2 protein-coding genes are annotated in these 3,831 nt (G+C 61.2%); one reads left to right on the top strand and one right to left on the bottom strand.

Going from position 1 to position 3,831, the window contains the following annotated elements:
- The coding region (locus tag AC1DT3_RS14135) for a peptidoglycan-binding domain-containing protein (protein ID WP_477465888.1) at positions 1 to 250 on the top strand (250 nt) is incomplete at its 5' end.
- A 4-nt stretch (positions 251 to 254) separates the two neighbouring features.
- Here the strand turns inward: AC1DT3_RS14135 and metH are convergent.
- Positions 255 to 3,831, bottom strand: a 3,577-nt coding sequence (gene metH / locus AC1DT3_RS14130; RefSeq protein WP_477465887.1) for a methionine synthase, incomplete at its 5' end; no start/stop codon positions are given.

Below are 3,831 nucleotides of genomic sequence, written 5' to 3'. Positions count from 1 at the left end.
GATCAGTGACGGTCGCTTCTTTTCGCGCGGCGACCGCGGCATGCCTGTCGAAGCGTTGCAGGCCATGCTCGCGATGTACGGATACGGGATCAAGATCTCGGGCATTTTCGACGACGACACGGAAAAAGTCGTTGCAGCGTTTCAGCGCCACTTCCGACCCGAGCGTATCGATGGTGTCGCCGACGCATCGACGATCACCACCTTGCGCGATCTGATCGCAAAACGCCCGCCACCGCCACCGGTAGCCTGACGCGCTATTCGGCGGCGATCATCGTGTACGACGCGGGATCGTAGTTGAGGATCGGCGAGAGCCAGCGTTCCACCTCGGAGACGCTCATCCCCTTGCGCATCGCATAATCTTCGATCTGATCGCGCTCGACCTTGGCGACACCGAAATAATACGATTCCGGATGGCCGATATAGAGACCGGAGACGGACGAGCCGGGCCACATGGCATACGATTCCGTAAGCGTGACGTCGATGCGCCGTTGGGCATCGAGAAGACGGAACAGCGTCTCCTTCTCCGTATGATCGGGCTGCGCAGGGTAGCCCGGAGCGGGCCGAATGCCTGCATAGGTTTCCTTGATCAGATCCTCGTTGGTGAGGCTCTCATCCGCGGCATACCCCCAGAACTCCTTTCGCACGCGCTGGTGCATCCGCTCGGCGAAGGCCTCTGCAATGCGATCGGCAAGAGCCTTGACCAGGATCGAGCGATAATCATCGTTGGCGCGTTCGAACCTCTCGGCGATGCGCACCTCCTCGATCCCAGCTGTGACGACGAACGCCCCGACATAATCCGCGATTCCGGTTTCGTGCGGTGCGACGAAATCGGACAGACAGACATTGGGTCGCCCATCGCGCTTCAACAGCTGCTGACGCAGGCCGAAGAAGGTCGCCAACTCGTCGGTGCGGCTTTCGCCCGTGAAGAGGCGGATGTCGTCGCCGACGGTGTTGGCCGGCCAGAAACCGATTACGGCCTTCGGGTTGAACCAGCGCTCATCGACAAGGCGCTTGAGCATATCCTGCGCGTCTTCGTAAAGCTGCCGCGCCGCTTCGCCCTGCTTCTCGTCCTCGAGGATGTTCGGGAAGCGTCCCTTCATTTCCCAAGTCTGGAAGAAAGGCGTCCAATCGATATATGGAATGAGCTCAGCGACATCATAGCTGCGGAACACGCGAGCCCCGGTAAAGGTGGGTTTCGCGGGGCGGAAATTCGTCCAATCCACCTTCATCGCATTGGCCCGGGCTTTCGCCAGCGGCATGCGCTGCTTGTCGGCCTCGGAACGCGCGTGCGCTTCGGCGACCTTGCCGTATTCCGCGCGCAATGTCTCGACGTAGCCGCCCTTCATATCCGCCGACAGAAGGGAAGACACGACGCCGACCGCGCGGCTCGCATCCGTGACGTAGACGGATTGGCCCTTGTTGTAATTCGGGTGAATCTTCACCGCCGTGTGAACACGGCTCGTCGTCGCTCCACCGATCAGAAGCGGAATGTCGAAACCTTCACGCTCCATCTCGCTCGCCACATGCACCATCTCGTCGAGTGACGGTGTGATGAGGCCGGACAGGCCGATGATGTCGACGCCTTCCTTGCGCGCCGTATCCAAAATCTTCTGCGCCGGAACCATCACGCCGAGGTCGATGACCTCGTAGTTGTTGCAGGCGAGCACGACGCCGACGATGTTCTTGCCGATATCGTGCACGTCGCCCTTCACGGTCGCCATGAGGACCTTGCCGGCAGTCGAGCGCGAGACTTCGCCAGTGGCTTCTTTCTCCGCCTCCATATAGGGCATGAGATAGGCAACCGCCTGCTTCATCACGCGAGCCGATTTCACCACCTGCGGCAGAAACATCTTGCCCGCGCCGAACAGATCACCGACCACGTTCATGCCCGCCATCAGCGGTCCTTCGATCACGTGGAGCGGCCGCTCGACTTCGAGCCGGGCCTGCTCGGTATCCTCGGTGATGAATTCGGTGATGCCGTTCACCAGCGCGTGCTCCAGCCGCTTGGCGACCGGCCACGTGCGCCATTCGAGATCCGCGACCTTGACCGGTCCCGAGCCATCGCCCTTGAAGCGTGGTGCAGCTTCGAGCAGACGTTCGGTCGCATCGTCGCGCCGGTTGAGAACGACGTCCTCGCACAACTCGCGCAGCTCGGGATCGATCTGTTCGTAGACGGCGAGCTGACCGGCATTCACGATACCCATATCCATGCCGACCTTGATGGCATGATAGAGGAAAGCTGAATGCATCGCCTCGCGCACGGGCTCGTTGCCGCGGAACGAGAATGAGAGGTTCGACACGCCGCCGGAAATGTGCGCGTACGGCAACGTTTCACGAATGATGCGGGTCGCTTCGATGAAGGCGACGCCGTAGCCGTTATGCTCTTCGATGCCGGTCGCCACCGCAAAGACGTTCGGGTCGAAGATGATGTCCTCGGGCGGGAAGCCGATATCTTCGGTCAGGATCTTGTAAGCGCGCGTGCAGATATCGACCTTGCGCTCGAGCGTGTCGGCTTGGCCCAGCTCGTCGAACGCCATCACGACGACCGCCGCCCCGTAGGACCGGCAGATCTTCGCATGTTCGATGAAGGACTCGATGCCCTCCTTCATCGAGATGGAATTCACGATCGCCTTGCCCTGAATGCATTTCAGGCCGGCTTCGATGACACGAAACTTCGAGGAATCGACCATAACCGGCACGCGTGCGATATCCGGCTCGGCAGCGACGAGATTGAGAAACTCGACCATGGCCTTCTCGGAATCGAGGAGGCCTTCGTCCATGTTGACGTCGATGATCTGCGCGCCCGCTACAACCTGATCGCGCGCCACGTCGAGGGCAGCGGCGTAGTCGCCATTGGTCACAAGCTTGCGGAACTTGGCCGACCCCGTCACGTTCGTGCGCTCGCCGATATTGACGAACGGGATCTCCGACGTGAGATTGAACGGCTCCAGGCCTGACAAACGCATGACGGGTTGAAGCTTCGGCACCTGACGTGGGGCTTTGCCGGCGACCGCTTCGGCGATAGCGCGAATATGGTCGGGCGTCGTGCCACAACAACCGCCAACAACGTTGACGAGGCCGGCATCGGCGAATTCCGCCAGCATCGTCGCCGTCGCTTCCGGGCGCTCGTCGTAGAGCCCGAACTCGTTCGGTAGACCGGCATTCGGATAGGCGCAGACGAGCGTATCGGCTACTTTTCCGATTTCCTGGATATGCGCGCGCATCTCGCGCGCACCGAGTGCGCAATTCAAGCCAATCGAGAACGGTTCGGCGTGCCGCACGGAATGCCAGAACGCGGTCGGCGTCTGCCCCGACAGGGTGCGGCCGGACAGATCGGTGATCGTGCCTGAGATCATGATCGGCAGCTTCACGCCGCGTTCGGCAAAAACATTCTGCGTCGCGACGACAGCCGCCTTCGCATTGAGCGTATCGAAAATCGTCTCGATGAGGATGATGTCCGATCCGCCGTCGACGAGCCCCCTCACCTGCTCGGCATAGGCGTCGCGCACTTCGTCGAACGTGACGGAGCGATATCCGGGATTGTTCACATCAGGCGAGAGAGAGAGCGTGCGGTTCGTCGGGCCGACGGCACCCGCCACGAAGCGGCGACGACCGTCCTCTTGCTGCGCCATCTCGGCAGCCGCGCGCGCGACGCGGGCTCCCTCGAAGTTCAGCTCATAGACGATTTCCTCCATGCCGTAATCGGCCTGTGCGATGGACGTGCCGGAGAACGTATTCGTCTCGACGATATCGGCGCCGGCACGGAAATAGCTCAGATGCACGTCGCGCACCGCTTCGGGTTGCGTGAGGATCAGGAGATCGTTGTTGCCC

This window comes from Microvirga sp. P4_G7, assembly GCF_056401005.1.
This window is presented reverse-complemented; position numbering and strand designations above follow the sequence as displayed.